We start from the raw sequence: 16,823 nt of genomic DNA, 5'->3' as shown, positions 1-16,823 counted from the left end.
GAATGAATTATGACGAAACACTTTACATAATGGTACTCTCCATGTGGTCATGCTGTAAACTATGTTCAACTCATTTAAGGGGAAGTGTGATGAACGTGGAAAAAATAGTTTTAATCGATTCTTCTAGTAGGAATCCATCAAATTCGAAAATGTTAGCCAAATTAGCACTAAAGAACATTGGATATCAAGGTATAAGGTTGAGAGATAAAAACATTCAACCAATTAAAGACTATCGATTTAAAGGTAATTGGCCAAACTCTGGTGATGATTTCTATGATGTTATTGATCAAGTTGAAACTAGTGATTTAGTTATCTTTTCCTCACCAATTTATTGGTACTCAATTTCTTCTCAATTAAAGCTTTTTATTGATCGATGGTCGGAAATGTTGGAAATTGATTCATTGTTTAAAGAAAATATGAGAAACAAAAAAATAATATTAGTTTTGGTTGGTGGAGATAAACCTCGTCGAAAAGCAAAGATCATTATTCAGCAATTTAGATATATATGTAATTTTCTAAATATGCAATTGATTGATTTTGTCATTGGTAAAGCGAATAAGTATGGCGAAATATTTGATGATTCAAATGCCATTCAAAATGCTCACAGAATCAACATGAATCTCAAAAAGAATAGTTATGGAGGTTGAGTAATGAAATTCACTTTGTTAAGGCGAAAAGAATTCAGAAACTTTTTTCTTTCTGACATCATTTCTGGGTTTGGCGTTGGAATGACAACCGTTGGAGCTAACTGGTATGTTTTACAACAAACTAAATCAGATAGTGTCGTGGGAACATTTTTGGCTATTAACGTGTTAGCTGGTTTTCTGATTGCACCCATTGCAGGATATATAACGGATAAATTCATTCGAAGAAACGTGGTCATCTCAACATTTTTATTTCGTGCGGTTCCCATTGCAATTATTGCAATCTGGTTATATCTTTTTAAATTTAATTTGCTATCTATGTACCTATTAGCGATCGTAACAGGAATCGGATGGGTAACTTATATGGCATCGTCTCGTGGATATATTCAAGCAACTGTTCCTAAAGAACTTCTTGGAAGTGCCAATTCATTTATTGAGGTGTCATTACAAGTAGGAATGTTCATGGCGGGTGGAGTTTCTGGAATTCTGATTAGTCATATTGGCTTTATTTCTATATTAATCATTAATGTGTTCTTATTTGCCATTGCGATCGTACTGATGTTAAATGCTTCAGCGGATAATTATGATGTCATTGAGATCTCAAATGATCATAGTAAAAAAGAAGATAATTCAGTCATTAAATATATTTTTAGAAATAAAATGATTTTAATAATTGGGTTACTTTCAATTTTACCCCTATTAGTTACCCAACTATTTAACGTTTCGATGCCAGGTTATGTCAGCACGATATTGCATTCCAATAGTACCATCTATGGATTTACTGATATGTGCTATGGCATTGGTGGTTTAGTTGCAGGTCTAGTTACTGGGAAACTATTAGAGAAATTTCGCAGAAAGAGTTTGTTAGTAAATTTCTTTGCCCTTGCTAGTGTGGCATTGTTTGTCTTATTTATTTTCCAATTTATTGGGTTAGCATTTGTGGCTACTTTCTTAATTGGACTTTCTAATTCTGCATTGCGAGTAGTCATTAATACTATCCTAATGAATAAAGTTAATAAAAAATATATGGGAAGAACCACTTCTATTTGGACAGGTGGAGCACAATTTATAGAAATTTTTTCTTCCACATTCATTGGCAAATTAAATGATAGCTTCGGATCCAACTATGGATTCTTTTGTATGTTTCTAATTATGCTGGTTGGTTTATTTTGTAGTTTGATACTTAAAAATAGGGGTCTTAATAATGGATAAAAGAAAAACTGTTTTATTAGTTGAACCAAGTTTTTATGGGGTTAGCTTCGCTAAGGCAGCTAAGAAACTTGACTTAAAAGTTGTTAGTATTGTTCAGGATGAAAACGATCCTAAAAAATATGATTATGAAAATTATTTTGATGATTTATTAATAGCGGATATTCATGATGCAAATTCAATTATTAAAGTTATTGAAAACAGTCCTTATAAAGATTTTGATACTATCATTCCAGCAACTGATTATGTTACAGCGGTTACTGCTGAAGTTGCTAAGCATTTTAATAAATTTGGAACCAGTGTTGAGACAGCTAAAAATGCTAGGAACAAAGACAAAGCTAGAAAAGCGTTTAGACAAAAAGGGGTTCCCTCGGCTAAGTATGCCGTTGTAAATAATGTGGAAAATGCTATTAGAGAAAGTGAGCGAATTGGATATCCAATTATTTTAAAACCAACGAATGCTGCCAGCAGTTTAGATGTCTTTTATATTAAGAATGCTAACGAGTTAAAGCAACGATTTAAAGAAATCCAGGAATTTAAAAAGAGTTATATGGGATTTAAGGTTAGACCAGAATTTTTAATTGAAGAATTTCTAAGTGGTCCTGAATTTAGTGTTGAATTGTTTTTGTATAAGAACAAAATTGCATTTGCTGAAGTGACAGAAAAACACACCACTAAACCGCCTTATTTTAGTGAAATAATGCATGTATTTCCGACTACAGTTGATGTTGGTAAAAAAGATTCAATTATAAATGCTGCATTTGAAGCAGCTCTTTCTTTAGGTTTTAGTGATGGTCCTACTCATGTTGAAGTTAAATTTACTAAGAACGGTCCTAGAATTGTTGAAGTCAATGGTCGACCTGGGGGAGATAATATCACCTCTGATTTGATTAAAGACGCGTACGGGATTGATATTTTTGAAGAAACAGTGAAATTATATCTTGGTGAAAATATTAATATCAAGAGGGCTAAGAATGGAGCTGCGTTAATTAGATATATTTTTGCTGATCACAGTGGTATTTTTAAGAGAATTAAAAATGTTGAAGTTTTAAAAAACACGCCAAATGTTAAAAAGTTTAAAATTAATGTGGATAAAGGATCAAAAGTTCAAGCCCCACAAAACTCAGATGATCGACTAGGTTATTATATTTTAGCGGGTGATGATTCTGATTCTTTGAAGAAGATGGCAAACAAAATCGATAATGAAATATCAGTTGAATTGATTTAATGTAATTATCATAGGTAATTACATTATTTGTTATAAATAATTAAAAGAGCCCTTAACTACTTACGATAGTTAAGGGCTCTTTTGTGGTGTATTTTATTTTACTTACAATTACTTGTTTTTGGCTTCTTTTTCCTGAGCCGCTTGACCCAAGATGTTGAGGTAGTTAAACGGACGGTCAAAGTTTGGTTGAAACAGCATGTCAACCATAGCCAGGTCGTCAATGGTGTTTTCGTTTTGAATGGCAACCGAAAGCACGTTAGCGGATTGTGAAATGTCGTAAAGACTGGTCAATGCGCCACCCAAGATTTTACGGGTGTCAGGACTGTAAACCAGTGACATTAGCACAGGAGTCGTGGTGGGCATGAATTCAGGACGATAGTTGTCTTCGACAATTACTTGGTGAGCGTTAATGCCCTGAGCCTTAGCGGCACTCATGGTTAAGCCGGTTGAGGCGAGGTTTCTGTCGTACAACTTCAGACCAGATGAGGATTGCGTTCCCATGTATTTTTCGGTGTCGTTTTCGATGTTCTTTCCAACCAAGATTCCTTGACGAACCGCATTGGTTGCCAGCGGAATGTAGGCGTTTTTGTGGGTTGGATTGTAGTGAACGGCGGCACTGTCACCAGCGGCGAAGATGTCCTTGTTAGAAGCATGCATGTAATCATCGGTGATGATTGCACCGTTTTCAAGCATGTCAACTTGACCCTTGAGTAGACTCGTGTTGGGTTTGAAACCAATGCACAAAATAGCTAGGTCAGCCGTAAATTCGTCACTGCTGGTCTTAATTGAGACTGTATCACCGTTATCAGTGAACTTTTGCACCATTTGGTTTCCTTCAAACTTAACGCCGTGGTCCTTGTAGTCTTTTTCAACGATGTCAGTAAACTTAGGGTCATAGTATTTACTTAAAACCCGGTCAACCCCATCAATCAGGGTAACTTCGTGGCCGGTCTTAGAATAAGCTTCGGCTAACTCAGCTCCAATGTATCCAGCTCCAATAACAGCGATCCGTTTAGCGTCCTTGGCGTCATCGAAAAGCACCTGAGCGTCGGTCCAGTTCTTACAAAGCTTGACGTGATCGCTATGAACGCCCTCGATTGGAGGGACAACCGGAAGGGAACCACTGGTCATTACGAGCTTGTCGTAATGTTCGGTCTTACTTTCACCGGATTCTAAATCCTTAACGGTGATTTCCTTGTTATTTGAGTCGATGTTAGTGACTTCGTGCTTCATTTGCACGTCGGCGCCTAGTCCCTTTAATTCCTTTGGATCGGAATAGAACAGGCCTTTTGGATCCTTAACTTCGCCACCTAAATAAAGGGCGATTCCACATGATAGAAATGAGATATTGTCATTTTTTTCATAGACAGTTAAGTCATAATCGGGATGCTCTTTTAAGATTTGTTTAACCGCAAAAGTTCCCGCATGGGTACAACCAACAACAATAATTTTCATGATGCAACTTACCTCCTAGTGTGAAACAATATTCATGAGTTATAGGTTATCCTACCAGATAAAATTGTGAAATGCTAATCAATACACTCATAAAATGGTTCTTATTTATTATTTTTTGAAAGCGACTTCATTGCTATATTCTCTGGCTCTTTCACACATGGTTTGATAAATGCGAACGACATCACGATCGGTGCCCCTTAATTCGTATTCTGCAATTTCAGGGACGTTAAAACGTTCCGCATATCTTCTGGCTGTGAGACAAAATTGGACGTTAAAATTGCGATTACCACTGCCGACGATTCCCATGCAGTAGTTAGCGTTATGGTCGTAAGAAACGTATTCTCCCATGGTGTTGGTCATGAGTTCTTTAACTCCGTTATCGATTCCGTTTCCACCATCAAGATAGGTCGGCACGAAAACAAAGTACGGTGATGTTTCGTCAGCAAAGTCACTTTGATCTGAGATTTCGGTTGGTTCAATTAGTGGGTTACTGGCATCTTTTTGATGCTGGGCTTCCGCGTAGTCCTCTAAATTTTGCACGAAATTGCGAGTGTTGCCAGCAATTGAGATGTATAAAATGCGAATGGATTTGATGATTACTACCTCCTTAAATATGAAAAATAGTCACTATTAGTGTAACCTCTAACAAGTTTAAATGCACAGAATCTTAGAAGTCAAAGCAGCCAAAAAACGCACGGAATTAGTTATCCGTACGTTTTTAATTTAATTTCGTTTCTTTACGATCCAGATGACGATTCCACTGATAGCGAGGATTAAAATTCCGAAGGCGCTAGCGATTGATCCAAGTAGCAGCCCGGGAGTTTGGTATTTCAGTTTAATCTGGTGTTTACCAGCCTGAATGGGTGCTCCGACAAAGCCAGTGTTGACCCGACTAGTGGGTACCTGTTTGCCGTCGACGAAGAATTTCCATCCTGTTGAATAGGGAATGGAAGTGGTTAAGACGGATTTCTTCGGGTTATTACTGATTCCTTTGACTTCGTTCTTTTTAACCTGAAGGTTTTGGAGACGGTTGCGTTGAAGTTTTTGAATCTGTTGTTCATACGAATTGCCAAACGGAACGGCGATAATCTTGGCATGTTTAAAATTAATCTGGTGGACACCGTCAAACGTCAATTTAATTTGATTGCGGCGTTTGGTGGAATACCCTAGGTTAATTAAAGCGTTTTTCTTTTGCGTGTAGTTTGAGAGATTGTCGCGTCCGTACTGTGAGTAACCGTTCTTCATTCCTTTCGTTGCAGCATTAAGGGAGTACTGACCGACAAACGGAGTGTGAAGGTTCTTTCGTTTCTCGTTTAGTTTCATCATCTTCGTGTACGGTTGATTTTTGATGGCGTGCTGTCTTTTGGTCATGCTTTCCTTTGAAGCCGATGAGTAGTCATGACTCTTGATGCCTTCAAGTTGCAGGTAAATTTCAGCGTTTTTGGTGCGGTTAGGTTGCTTAATCTTAAGGAAATATGGAACTGATTTACCAAGCGCATCCTTAGTTACCACGTGGAGACCGTCTTGATTTTGCTTCTTGGTGTCATTTTCCAGTTGGACGTTTTCGGAAAGGATCTTTAAGGCGGTCTTCTGAGACGTGTGATTAATGGTTGGTTCGTTGTACTCAACGCTCTTCGAATTGTTAGTGAATGCCGTTAATTTATCGTAGTTATCAAGGGTCTTTTCGTAGTCCGGTTTCACCTCATAACTAAGTTGTTTCTGGTTCTGTTTTAGCTTGGCTGATTTGATGCCCTTAATTGGCGAATCAACATGGACCCCACTGATCATTGCTTGTTCACGCTCGGTTGGGGATAATTTTTGGTACTGTCGGTTTGAGATCGTTTGATCCTGGGTGTAAGCAATTGGAAGTGCGTTCTTGTTTTTTAAAACGTAGGTTCCGTCGGGGTCTTTTTGGTTCACGAGTGGGTTGTCAGACGCAAACAGGAGCGGCTTTTTGTCCTTACCCTTGACCATCTTGAAGCCAAAGGGTTGTGATTTGTTTTGTTGGCCCGTGCGAATAAAGAGGTACTTGACCCCCATTAGATTATCAAGGGTGGTGCGGTAGTCATTTTGAGCGACCGGAGCGTTAAAGGTCCGTTGGTTATTTTGAACGGAATTTTCAAGTTGGCCAATTGCCCCATTTTCCACCGTCAGGTATGACGAAATGTCACGGGTCGAAAATAACATCGGAATGTTGGTATTGATGTTAGAGTAGTTTGATAAGTTGACGTCGTTTCGACCAGCATAGTGGTATCGATTACCGAGTGAGGTCCGATATCCACCCAACCGCGGTTCAACGTACTGATCGGCTCCGTCGTAGAAATTATTGATAAAGTTAGTGGCAACGTGCTTATTAAGCATGCCCTTTGAAAAACCGGCAACGTTGGGACTGTAGTAGCCAATGCCAAGTGAGATAAGGTTTATTATCAAAACGGCGGTCACACTTCCGATGGTTGTCACTGGCTTTAAATGAAAGAGCTGACTACATAGGATGACTCCCATTAAAATCAGCAGGAGGACAATTTCACCGTAGTCATGCGCGCTTAGCTTCATGATGAAGCCGCGAGAAGCCCAAATAAGCACAATGAGGGTGATAATTGCGACAATCATGACTTCCACGTCACGTTTAGTTAACGTGGTGAGATGATCTGAAAGAATTGTGGCAGCCATCCCAATTGGAAGTAAGCCCAAACACATCCACCGGTTTGATGGGGTCGATATGGCGTTGAAGACGGCTCCAAAAGCCGGAATCAGGGCACCAATGAAAACCACCAACAGGCCGATGTTTAGGTAAAGGTATTTCTTGAAGTGGGTCATCGTGTAAACAATGCCCAAAAATCCGAGTCCACTAATCCCAACAATGAGCCAGAAGCTAATGGTCAGGTAACCATTTCCGAGAATTTTACTTGGAATAGAGAGGTAATAGTAGAGAGGATAGAAAAGATAGCCGTTCGCAAAGGTCGAAGTGGTCCTCGTGGAACTTAGGGCAAATAAGAGGGTCGGGGCGAAAATAACAGCACTAATCAAGATTCCCGCTAGAATGGCCGCAACCATTTTGACCAGTGCGCTCACAAAATGAAAGTCAGGTTTTTTACGAAGGCTGAAATACCTAATGATGACGTAGATAATACTGCCAAGCCCAATGATGTAAGCAAAGTAGAAGTTACTTAAAAAAGTTAAGGAAACGGCCAGCATCAGTGGAATGAAGGAATGGTTAGAAATGATGCGTTCGACGCCGTAGCAAATCAGTGGGAAGAAAATCATCGGTAGAATAAAAAAGGGATGGTGCATCCCCGAATAAAGAGCGTAACCCGCAAACGTGTAAGTTAAAGTTCCGAGTACAATACTGTATTTTTTAAAATGAAATTGTTTAATAAATAGTAAAAAGGCCAATCCGGCAACGTACAGGCGCAGGATTACCAGGAGCCCATATCCCAGTTCCAGTAAGTGGTCTGGGAATAAAACGATCAGGTAGTTGAAGAGATCACCGACTACGTAGTACGAAAAACTGGTTAACTGATCAGCACCGAGGCCAATGTTAAACGACCAGTTAGTAAAGCCGTGACTGGGATGGGCAAGAAATTCAGTTAGCATGTGTTTAAAGTTTACGAGAATGGGATAGTGTTGGGCAATTCCGTCCATTCCCCAAATTAGTGAGTTACCGGTTAAGTAAAACGTCCAGATGTAGGCCATGATAATAATCAGAAAAATTAGACTGTAAAAAAGCCAATCCGGACATTTTTTTAAAACTGTTTTCATTGTTTCTATTACCCCTATGTATTAGTAAAGCCGAGGAGGATCCTCGGCTTTATTGATATTAGTTATTTGTCTTTTTGATCGTCATCTGCGTCTGATTCATCATCAGTTGGTTCCAGTTTATTGACCTCTAGCCAGTTAATGAACGAGTTCTTGTAGTCAAGAACCTTAAACTGAAAGCCATCAATTGTAACAACGTCACCCACTTTAATGTGAGGGTTCTGTTCGATGATGAAACCAGCAATCGTAACGATGTCAGAGTCGTCAAAAGCAGGCATCTCAACGTCGAAGTACTTTTCAAAGTCGTACGTGTTTAATTTTCCGTTCACCTGGAAGGTGCCATTGGGCTGTTTAAAGATGTATTCGTTAACCTGCGGATCGATTTCGTCTCGAACGGTTCCAAACAACTCTTCGTAGATATCCTTATCGGTAATTAAACCAGACGTTCCACCGTATTCATCGATTACGACAACAATTGGTTGATGCATTTTAATCATTTGTTGAAGCACCATTGTAATGGGAGTGGTTTCGGGAGTCGTACTAATCTTTCGGATTAGTTTTCCGACCTTAACGTTTGAATCGACCTGCGATTGTCTGACCAAATCGTAACTGTAGACATAGCCAAGGATGTTATCCTTATCGTTGTCTTTGACAACGGGAATTCGACTGAATTTCTTTTGAATGTAGACGTTGATGGCATCTTGGACCGTATCGTTGATGTCAATCGTTACCAATTGGGTTCGGTCAATCATGATGTCCCTGGCCACTTTGTCGTTTAATTCAAACGAACGCTGCATGTACAAGTAGTCGTTTCGCTCTAGATCACCATTTTTAACGGCATCCTTTGAAAGACTCAAAATTTCTGATTGTGAGAAGGCCTCGTCGTTTTCGTTTGCCACGGGGATTCCCAGTAACTTAACTACGCCAGTTGCTGACACATTTAGTAACCACACAAATGGATAGAATAAAATGTGAAAGAAGTGAAGCGGACCAGCAATCACGCTTAAAACTTTTAGTGGCATGTCAATACTAATATTTTTAGGTACAATTTCGGTAAATACCACTTCTAAATAGGTAAGTAAAAGTACCCCAACAATCGCACCAACACTGTGAGCGGTAGCAGGATTAACACTGAAATCCTTTAATTCCATGATGGAAACCAGGATTTCAATCACGAATGATTCACCAATCCAACCAAGAATGATTCCTGCAAGTGAAACACCTACTTGGGTTGTCGAAAGATACTCATTAAGGTTGGTTACCATTTTCATTTCACGATTAACTTTCTTCTTCTTTTTGTCACTGATATCTTCATCATCCAGTTTTTCTTGGAGGGCACTTGGCCTTGATTGGACCAGTGAGAACTCACACGCGACAAAGAATGCAGCAAAGAAGAACGTTATTAAAATAATTATTAGATCAAGTATTATCTGACCGGTATTCAAATTTCATTCCTCATTTCAAAATTTTAAACAATAAATATATTATAACGTACTTATCCATTTTTTTAAGTATTTAAGATGAGCGGCATAATTAATTGATTTTATCATAAAGCCGTTTGAATGGAAGCAATTTATTAAAATAAATTCCTTATTATGTTACGAAAAATGTTTGATTTTACGGTTTCGAGGAAAAATTAACGGTTAATAAGAAAGTTATTTTGTAAGTAGCACTTTTTCTCCCAATTATGAGCTAATTTCTTGTGTGAAAGGGACGATCCATCCTAGTATAGAGGGTGCTAAGAGATTAGCAAATAAAATAATAAAAAGGGGTTTTAGTTATGGCAAACGATTTAAGAAAAGCTAGTTATGATCCAATGGATGACTTTTTTGGCGACTTTGGCAAGAGTTTATTAAACTCAGTTGCTGGAAGCAACAGAATGAAAACTGATGTTTTAGACCAAGGCGATGACTACGTCGTAAAGGCAGAATTACCTGGCTTTAGAAAAAATGATATTGACATTAGTTATGATAACGATACCCTATCAATTCATGCTGTTCATGACATTGACAAGGAAAATAAGGGTGACAATGGTCGGATCTTAAGTAGAGAACGTTCATCAAGTGACGTTAACCGTTCGTTTTACATCCCTGATGTTGATGAGACCAAGATTTCAGCTGATTACGATGGCGGTGTTTTGACCATTACTTTGCCAAAATCACAAGATGATGAAACCCAAAACCATCACGTTGAAATTGACTAATTTAATTTAGACTAAGTGTTAAGAGATGATCCGGTTGGACCATCTCTTTTTTAACTATTTTTAAAGCTTTGCGCTTTTCTTTCATTAGTGGTGCAAAATTTAATTCCTTCTTATACAATATTAATTAGAAATGAATTAATTACATAAGGAGGTGTAACTGTGGCAAGTGACCAGATCGATATTAATAACGTGAATCCGAGTGAGGGACTAACGAGTACGGAAGTTAAACAACAGGTGGCAGACGGTTATAAGAATACGGCGCCTAAACCACTAACGAAGTCTGTGAAACAGATCTTGGTGGAAAACATCTTTACGCTGTTTAACGTAATCAACGTAGTTCTTGGTGCGCTAGTATTCTATACTGGTAGCTATATCAACATGTTGTTCTTGGTGATTGCCATAGCGAACACTACCATCGGAATCTTTCAGGAGATTCGTTCTAAGCGCCAGGTTGACAAAATGGCGTTGTTGTCTCAGAGCAAGATCAAAGTTAGACGGAACAGAAAAATTGAACTTATTCAACCGGACCAGATTGTTTTAGGAGACATCGTTGAACTGGATCGTGGGGACCAGGTACCGGTTGACGGAGTCGTAAAACAAACCAAGGGGATTGAGGTTGATGAGTCTCAAATCACCGGTGAATCCAATCCAATTGAGAAAACCACCGGTGATGAACTGACGTCTGGTAGTTTTCTGGTTAGTGGAAAAGCCTTCATGCTTGCAACTAAAGTTGGCGATGAGACCTTTGTTAACACGATTACAAACCAGGCTAAGACCGACAAGAGTAAGAACAGTGTCTTAATCTCACTGATTAAAAAAATCATCAAAATTCTGACGTTTATTATCATTCCGCTTGGAGTAGCACTTTTTGTTTCCCGTTTGATGCACGGGGTGAGCGTTAATAATGCCATTCTGGGAACCGTGGCGGCCATGATTGGGATGATTCCTGAAGGATTGGTTCTTTTGACGTCAGTGACCCTCGCAATTTCTGCCTATCACCTGGCCAAAAAACGGGTCTTAGTCAGAGACCTTTCTTCCATTGAAACTCTGGCACGGGTGAACACGATCTGTCTGGATAAAACCGGGACGATTACCAGTGGCAAATTGAAATTTAAACAGATGGTGAAAGAAGCCCCTAATTACACTGATCAACAAATTGCTGAAATCATGGGCTCTTTGGTCCATGAAATTGATGACAACAATGAGACCGCTTCAGCGCTTAAAAATGAGTTCAAGCAACACCCAGACGCCGCTAGTATGATCGTGCCGTTCTCTTCAGCGAGAAAGTGGAGTGGGGCCGAGTTAGATGACAAGGGAAAATACGTCTTCGGAGCACCTCAGTTCATTTTGGATCTAACTGACAAGCAACAACAAGAAGTTAAGCATTACGCCGAACAGGGTTTTCGGGTCATTGCGCTCGCAAAAGTGGACCAACTAAACGAGGATAGTATCGCGGGTAGTGAACTGATTGCCTTAATCTTGATTACGGATGTCATTCGACCAAATGCTTCTGAAACCCTGCAGTTTTTCTATAACCAGGGGGTCGACTTAAAGGTCATTTCTGGCGATGATCCGGTCACCGTTTCAAGCATTGCCAACCGGGTCGGCATTCATAATTCCGATGATTACGTTGACATGACGACGATTGAAGACGACGCCGACTACCGTGATTTGGTCAAGCAGTACGTGGTGTTTGGACGGGTCAAACCCGACCAGAAACAACGGCTAATTAAGGCGCTACAAGAAAACGGTCGGACGGTTGCCATGACTGGTGATGGGGTCAACGACTTACTGGCCTTAAAGCAGTCAGACTGTGGAATCGCAATGGCATCAGGATCTGAGAGTGTCAAGAGTATTGCCGACTTCGTGATTATTGATTCCAACTTCGACGCCCTCATTAAAGTGTTAAACGAAGGTCGGAGGGTGATCAACAACATTGATAGCATCGCCTGCCTGTACCTGATTAAGACCATGTTCTCGGTCATGCTCAGCGTGCTCTTTCTGTTTTTTGCCAGAAACTATCCGTTTCAACCAATTCAACTCACGCCGATTAATGACTTAATGGTCGGAATCCCATCGTTTCTCTTGGCGCTTGAACCAAATTATCGAGCTTTAAAAGACCGCTTTGCTTCTAACATTTATGAAATTTCACTTCCAGCCGCATTAAGTGTCGTTTTCTACATTTTAGTGATTGGTGTGATTGGCGATATTTTTGGACTATTCACCTCAATTACTTCATCACTGAGTGTTTTGATTACTGGGGTCATCTGTTGGTTGGCTTTGACAATGGTTTGTCGACCATTTAACCGCTACAAACTAACCATCGTCGTTTTGAGTATCACACTCTTTTTGGCGGTGTTCATCTTTCTTGGTAAAATTTTCTCGTTGGTCACGATCTTTACGTGGTCAGTCGGAGGAATTGGATTATTATTAGCTCTTACAACTGATTTCACATTTGTTGGGGTGCAAAAGTGTGTCAGATTAGTTAGACATAAACTTTTTAACAAATAAGGATTTAGACAGATAGCGTCATGAGGGCGTTATTTGTCTTTTTAATTAACAGTTAGTGCATTATTTAACAATAGTATTCGTCAAATTAATTAATTATTTTTTAAGAGTTTAATAACCGTCAGAATAATAAGTGATAAAAATAACAATGAACCATTGCTTTTTGAAAAAGATGATGATATGATATTAGTTGTGAAGAAAATAACAAGAAAATATTGGAGGCTGGAAGTATGACAGATGCAAAGCAACAACCCAATGTTGAAGAGATCGATAAGAATATTGATGCCAAAGTTCAAAAAGCACGCATTGCCGTAGATGAGATGAGTAATTTCGACCAGGATAAGGTTGATAAGATTACCCACGCCATGGTACTTGCTGGGGTTAACGCCCACCAAAAATTAGCTAAAATGGCTTATGAAGAAACCGGACGTGGTGTTGAAGAAGACAAGGCCATTAAGAACTTGTTTGCCACCGAAGAAATTTGGCACGATATTCGTAATGATAAAACCGTTGGGATCATCTCAGAAGACTCTGAAAATGACCTGATTAAAGTTGCTGAACCACTCGGTGTTATTGCTGGAATCACTCCAGTTACTAACCCAACCTCAACTACTTTATTCAAGGCAATTATTTCAATGAAGACTAGAAACGCCATCATCTTTAGTTTGCACCCACAAGCCCTTCAATCGTCAATTGAAGCTGCTCGAATCGTGCGTGATGCTGCGGTTAAAGCTGGTGCACCTAAGGACGCCATTCAATGGATTGAAAAGCCTAGTCGAGAAGCTACGAACGCTTTGATTCAGAACCCTGGCGTTGACATTACCCTTGCAACTGGTGGTCCTGGATTGGTTAAGGCCGCATACTCCGCTGGGAAACCAGCTTTAGGAGTTGGTCCTGGTAATGGTCCCGTTTACGTTGAAAAAACCGCCAACATCCCACGTGCCGTTAACGATATCGTTTTATCAAAGACCTTTGATAACGGGATGATCTGTGCCACTGAAAACAGTGCGGTAATCGATGCCGATATCTATAAAGATGTAAAAGAACAACTCGAATTAAACCGGGTTTACTTTGTTCCAGAAAAAGAAAAACAAAAATTAACTGACGCCATGTTTGACAGCAAGCGTCTTAGTGTTAAGGGTCCAATTGCTGGTGCCACTGCGCAACAAATTGCTGACATGGCTAAGATCAAGATCCCAGAAGACACTCAAGTGCTTGCCGTTGAGATGACCGGAATTGGTCCTAAGTACCCAATGTCAGGGGAAAAGTTATCACCAGTTCTTTCGGTCTACAAGTCAAAAGACCACAAGGATGCTTTCAGAATTTGTGCTGAACTTCTAAACTACGGTGGATTAGGTCATACCGCAGCAATTCAAACCTCAGATGATCAATTGGCCGTTGACTTTGGGGTGGCCGTTAAGGCTTCGAGAGTGATCGTTAACTCACCATCTGGTCTTGCTGGAGTTGGTAACTTGTACAACAACATGACCCCATCACTTACGCTTGGAACTGGATCATGGGGTAAAAACTCAATCTCCCATAACGTTACTGATTATGACTTGTTGAACATTAAAACTATCGCAAAGAGAAGAAATAATATGCAATGGATTAAACTACCTCGAATCTACTTCGAAAAGAACTCAGTTCGCTACCTCCACGACATGCCTGGTATTAAGAAGGCCTTTATTGTTACTAGTCCTTCTATGGTTAAATATCACTACGTTGACAAAGTCTTAGATGAATTGAACCGAAGAGAAGATGACGTTCAGTACTACATCTTCGATGACATTCATGGTGAACCAACAACTGACATGGTGAATGCTGGGGTTACCCAAATGAACGCCTTTAAGCCTGACACCATCATCGCTCTTGGTGGAGGATCACCACTTGATGCCGCTAAGATGATGTGGTTAATTTACGAAAACCCTGAGACTGACTTCTTCGGTGCAAAACAGAAGTTCTTGGATATCAGAAAACGTGCTTACAGATACAACAAACCAGAAAAATCACAAATGGTTGCCATTCCAAGTACTTCTGGAACTGGTTCAGAAGTAACGCCATTCTCAGTTATTACTGATTCAAAGCTTCACGTTAAGTATCCATTAGCTGACTACGCTTTGACACCTGACGTTGCCATTGTTGATCCACAGTTTGTTAAGACGGTACCAAAGGGCACCATTGCTGCCTCAGGACTTGATGCCTTAACTCACGCGATTGAGTCATACGTCTCAACCATGGCTTCAGATTACACTCGTCCAATGTCACTTCAGGCCATCAAGATGATTTTTGATAACCTGACTGACTCGTACAACGGTAACATGGAAGCTCGAGACAAGATGCATACTGCCTCAACGATCGCCGGAATGGCATTTGCGAACGCTTTCCTTGGAATTACCCACTCAATTGCTCATAAGATTGGTGGACAATTCGGGATCACCCACGGGCTTGCCATCGCCATTACTTTGCCACACGTTATCAGATATAACTTCAAGAAACCAAAGAAGATTGCCACATGGCCTAAGTACGAATCATTTAGAGCCGACGACGATTACGCTAACATCGCTCGCTACCTTGGTCTTCCTGGAAACTCCAATGAAGAATTGAAGGAAGCCTTGGTTCACCGCTTCATCGAATTAGCTCACTCGGTTGGAGTTGAACTTGATCTGAAGTCACAAGGTGTAAGCAAACAAGAGTTAGAAGCAGCTGCCGATCATCTTGCCGAACTGGCATATGCTGATCAATGTACAACTGCTAACCCGAAAGAACCACTAATCGCAGATCTCAAGAAGATGATTCTTGACGAATACGAAGGTGTTGGGGTTGAGACTCAAACTGACAAAGAAGTTTAGTTTCTAAGTCATTAAAAAATTAAAAGTAGGAATTCCGTTTGGAATTCCTACTTTTTTTGTGCAATTGATTTGGTTAAAACGTTGATTAATTCTTGCTCTTCGGGTGAAAGAACGTGACTTTTACGAAAGGCCACCGAAACGTAAAACGGGGGTAAATCTTCATCGTCAATTGGGATGGGGACAAGGTTGTCGGAAGGTTTAATGGCCTTACTAACCAGAAAGGTGATCCCCACGTCTTCAGAGACTAATTGTTTGGCTAGCTCAATGTCAGACGTTTGATACTTAATTTTGGGGTGAATGGCGTGAAGCTTAGACAGATCCGAAAAGACCTGAGTGTGAACGAAGTCACTTGAGAGGCCCACAAACTCTTCGTTTTTGAGGTCAGCAAATTTAACGGAGTGAGCGTCTGCCAGTGGTGACTGTCGATTCACGACCAGCATGAAGTGGTCTTTGGTTAAAACCGTCGCGTCAATCTCGTTACTTTCAAGCGGTTTGGATGATCCTAAAAGTGCTAAGTCGATTCGACCGTCTTTTAATTCTCCTAAAAGCTTTTTGGAACCACTCTCTGAGTTATCAAGATCATTTAGGATCCCAAGTGAAAATAGCTCGGACGCCAGCTTGGGAAAATAATAGTTGCCAATGATTGGTGGAAGACCAAAGCGAATGACATGGTCACTGATGCTGCCCATTTCGTTGTTAATTTTGTCTACTTCTTTCACAATTACTTGGACGTGTTTTTCAAGTTTGATTCCGGCCTTTGTGAGCTTGATTTGGTGGTGGGACTGGTTTCGATTAATTAATTCGACGTGGAAATTATCCTCTAGGCGTTTAATGGCCATGGTAATCGTGGGCTGTTTAACGTGATAATACTTGGAAACGTCGGTGTAATTTTTAAGCTCGGTTAACTTGTTGAAGTACATTAAATCTTTTAGCTTCATGATGACCTCATATAAATTAAATTTATGAATAAA

Annotated in this window: 11 protein-coding genes; 6 read left to right on the top strand and 5 right to left on the bottom strand. The window is 40.0% G+C overall.

Annotated features, from left to right (window positions below; genetic code table 11):
• Positions 1 to 89: 89 nt before the first annotated feature.
• From AC6UDE_RS06710 to AC6UDE_RS06700, 3 genes are read left to right on the top strand one after another with little or no spacing between them, the layout of a single operon-like run.
• Positions 90 to 647 carry a flavodoxin family protein gene (locus AC6UDE_RS06710; protein ID WP_500696991.1) on the top strand — a complete coding sequence of 186 codons (558 nt, stop codon included), beginning with the start codon at positions 90 to 92 and terminating at the stop codon, positions 645 to 647.
• 3 nt (positions 648 to 650) lie between these two features.
• Positions 651 to 1,856, top strand: coding sequence for an MFS transporter (locus tag AC6UDE_RS06705; protein WP_500696990.1), 1,206 nt, complete (start codon positions 651 to 653; stop codon positions 1,854 to 1,856).
• On the top strand, positions 1,849 to 3,081 hold the full coding sequence (locus AC6UDE_RS06700; protein WP_500696989.1) for an ATP-grasp domain-containing protein: 1,233 nt from the start codon (positions 1,849 to 1,851) through the stop codon (positions 3,079 to 3,081). Before AC6UDE_RS06705 ends, AC6UDE_RS06700 begins: the two co-directional genes overlap by 8 nt.
• Before the next feature lie 108 nt (positions 3,082 to 3,189).
• Here the strand turns inward: AC6UDE_RS06700 and AC6UDE_RS06695 are convergent, their stop codons facing one another.
• The 4 genes from AC6UDE_RS06695 to AC6UDE_RS06680 form a co-directional block, all read right to left on the bottom strand.
• Positions 3,190 to 4,536, bottom strand: coding sequence for an FAD-dependent oxidoreductase (locus tag AC6UDE_RS06695; RefSeq protein ID WP_500696988.1), 1,347 nt, complete (start codon positions 4,534 to 4,536; stop codon positions 3,190 to 3,192).
• Positions 4,537 to 4,644: 108 nt separating this feature from the next.
• The gene (gene nrdI / locus AC6UDE_RS06690) at positions 4,645 to 5,130 is read right to left on the bottom strand and encodes a class Ib ribonucleoside-diphosphate reductase assembly flavoprotein NrdI (protein ID WP_500697023.1); all 486 of its coding nucleotides are present in this window, start codon (positions 5,128 to 5,130) and stop codon (positions 4,645 to 4,647) included.
• A gap of 129 nt (positions 5,131 to 5,259) precedes the next feature.
• Positions 5,260 to 8,295, bottom strand: coding sequence for a YfhO family protein (locus AC6UDE_RS06685; protein ID WP_500696987.1), 3,036 nt, complete (start codon positions 8,293 to 8,295; stop codon positions 5,260 to 5,262).
• Between the two features lie 62 nt (positions 8,296 to 8,357).
• Positions 8,358 to 9,737, bottom strand: coding sequence for a hemolysin family protein (locus tag AC6UDE_RS06680; protein ID WP_500694099.1), 1,380 nt, complete (start codon positions 9,735 to 9,737; stop codon positions 8,358 to 8,360).
• A 335-nt stretch (positions 9,738 to 10,072) separates the two neighbouring features.
• Here AC6UDE_RS06680 and AC6UDE_RS06675 point away from each other — a divergent pair, with 335 nt between their 5' ends.
• The 3 genes from AC6UDE_RS06675 (at position 10,073) to adhE (ending at position 15,852) form a co-directional block, all read left to right on the top strand.
• Positions 10,073 to 10,495 (top strand): Hsp20/alpha crystallin family protein, encoded by a 423-nt coding sequence (locus AC6UDE_RS06675; RefSeq protein ID WP_500694098.1) that lies wholly within the window; start codon positions 10,073 to 10,075, stop codon positions 10,493 to 10,495.
• Positions 10,496 to 10,654: 159 nt separating this feature from the next.
• Entirely contained in the window at positions 10,655 to 13,006 is a 2,352-nt protein-coding gene (locus AC6UDE_RS06670) for an HAD-IC family P-type ATPase (protein ID WP_500696986.1), read from the top strand.
• Between the two features lie 227 nt (positions 13,007 to 13,233).
• The gene (gene adhE, locus AC6UDE_RS06665; RefSeq protein WP_500694096.1) at positions 13,234 to 15,852 is read left to right on the top strand and encodes a bifunctional acetaldehyde-CoA/alcohol dehydrogenase; all 2,619 of its coding nucleotides are present in this window, start codon (positions 13,234 to 13,236) and stop codon (positions 15,850 to 15,852) included.
• Between the two features lie 47 nt (positions 15,853 to 15,899).
• Here adhE and AC6UDE_RS06660 read toward each other — a convergent pair whose 3' ends face one another.
• The gene (locus AC6UDE_RS06660) at positions 15,900 to 16,790 is read right to left on the bottom strand and encodes a LysR family transcriptional regulator (protein WP_500696985.1); all 891 of its coding nucleotides are present in this window, start codon (positions 16,788 to 16,790) and stop codon (positions 15,900 to 15,902) included.
• Between the last annotated feature and the right edge of the window lie 33 nt (positions 16,791 to 16,823).

Source organism: Fructilactobacillus sp. X2R5C3, assembly GCF_059901325.1.
Note: the sequence above shows the minus strand (reverse complement) of the source record. Positions and strands in the feature narration are given on the sequence as shown.

Excerpts from the sequence above, each read along its gene's own strand:
- AC6UDE_RS06710 (WP_500696991.1), top strand. The coding sequence starts at position 90 with ATGAACGTGGAAAAAATAGTTTTAATCGATTCTTCTAGTAGGAATCCA.
- AC6UDE_RS06705 (WP_500696990.1), top strand. The coding sequence starts at position 651 with ATGAAATTCACTTTGTTAAGGCGAAAAGAATTCAGAAACTTTTTTCTT.
- AC6UDE_RS06700 (WP_500696989.1), top strand. The coding sequence starts at position 1,849 with ATGGATAAAAGAAAAACTGTTTTATTAGTTGAACCAAGTTTTTATGGG.
- AC6UDE_RS06695 (WP_500696988.1), bottom strand. The coding sequence starts at position 4,536 with ATGAAAATTATTGTTGTTGGTTGTACCCATGCGGGAACTTTTGCGGTT.
- AC6UDE_RS06685 (WP_500696987.1), bottom strand. The coding sequence starts at position 8,295 with ATGAAAACAGTTTTAAAAAAATGTCCGGATTGGCTTTTTTACAGTCTA.
- AC6UDE_RS06675 (WP_500694098.1), top strand. The coding sequence starts at position 10,073 with ATGGCAAACGATTTAAGAAAAGCTAGTTATGATCCAATGGATGACTTT.
- adhE (WP_500694096.1), top strand. The coding sequence starts at position 13,234 with ATGACAGATGCAAAGCAACAACCCAATGTTGAAGAGATCGATAAGAAT.
- AC6UDE_RS06660 (WP_500696985.1), bottom strand. The coding sequence starts at position 16,790 with ATGAAGCTAAAAGATTTAATGTACTTCAACAAGTTAACCGAGCTTAAA.